We start from the raw sequence: 1217 nt of genomic DNA, 5'->3' as shown, positions 1-1217 counted from the left end.
TGGAAGGCGTAGGCCGGCAGTTCCACGCGGCGTCCGGTGGGGACGACGGCGGACCAGTCGACCCCGGCTCCCGCCACCCACGCCTCGCCCAGGGCCGTCAGGAAACGCTCCTCACCCCCCTCACCACGACGCAGCGAACCCACCACCACGGCATCCACACCCGCGTCCTCAGCCGTCTCCTCCACACCCACCGCCAGCACCGGATGAGGACTGCACTCCACGAACACCGACCGCCCATCCGCCAGCAACGCCCGAGTGGTCTCCTCGAACCGCACCGTCGAACGCAGATTCTCGAACCAGTACCCCGCATCCATCGACGCCGTATCGATCGGAGCACCCGTCACCGTCGAATACAACGGCACCCCCGACGACCTCGGCGCCACATCCGCCAACTCCGCCAGCACCCGCTCCCGCACCGCCTCCACCTGCACCGAATGCGAGGCGTAATCCACCGGAATCCGACGCGCCCGCACCCCCCGCACCCCACACAACTCCAGCAACCCCTCCAACGCCCCCGGCTCACCCGACACCACCGTCGACCCCGGCCCGTTCACCGCCGCCACCGACAACCGCCCCCCGAACCCCTCAACCAGCCCCTCCACCACACCCCGGCCCCCAGCGACCGACACCATCCCCCCACCACCGGCCAACGCCAGAATCGCCCGACTCCGCAACGCCACCACCCGCGCCCCGTCCTCCAACGACAGACCACCCGCCACCACCGCCGCCGCGATCTCCCCCTGCGAATGACCCACCACCGCGGACGGCACCACCCCACACCCACGCCACAACCGCGCCAACGACACCATCACCGCCCACAACACCGGCTGCACCACATCCACCCGCTCCAGCAACCCCTCATCACCACGCTCGATCACCTCCCCCAACGACCACTCCACCCACGGCTCCAACGCCGCCTCACACTCCGCCAACGCCTCCCGGAACACCCCCGACCAACCCGCCAACTCCCGCCCCATCCCCACCCACTGCGACCCCTGACCCGGAAACACGAACACCACGTCCCCAGGAACCACTCCACCCGTCACCACACCCGACGACGCCACTCCGGCACCCACCGAGCCCAGGCCCTCGGCCGCGCTCTCCCGGTCGGCGGCCAACACCACCGCGCGCTGCTCCAACCCCGCCCGCGACAACAGCGACCAGCCCACGTCCACCAGGTCGGGTCCGGACGCACCGGAGACCAGCTCCCGCAACCG

At 70.8% G+C, this 1217-nt stretch carries 1 protein-coding gene; it reads right to left on the bottom strand.

What is annotated here, in order from left to right:
- A partial coding sequence (locus ACZ6EG_RS34010; RefSeq protein ID WP_469610522.1) for an acyltransferase domain-containing protein occupies positions 1 to 1217 on the bottom strand: 1217 nt, incomplete at both ends.

It is taken from the genome of Streptomyces sp. NPDC041968 (genome assembly GCF_055589025.1).
Note: the sequence above shows the minus strand (reverse complement) of the source record. Positions and strands in the feature narration are given on the sequence as shown.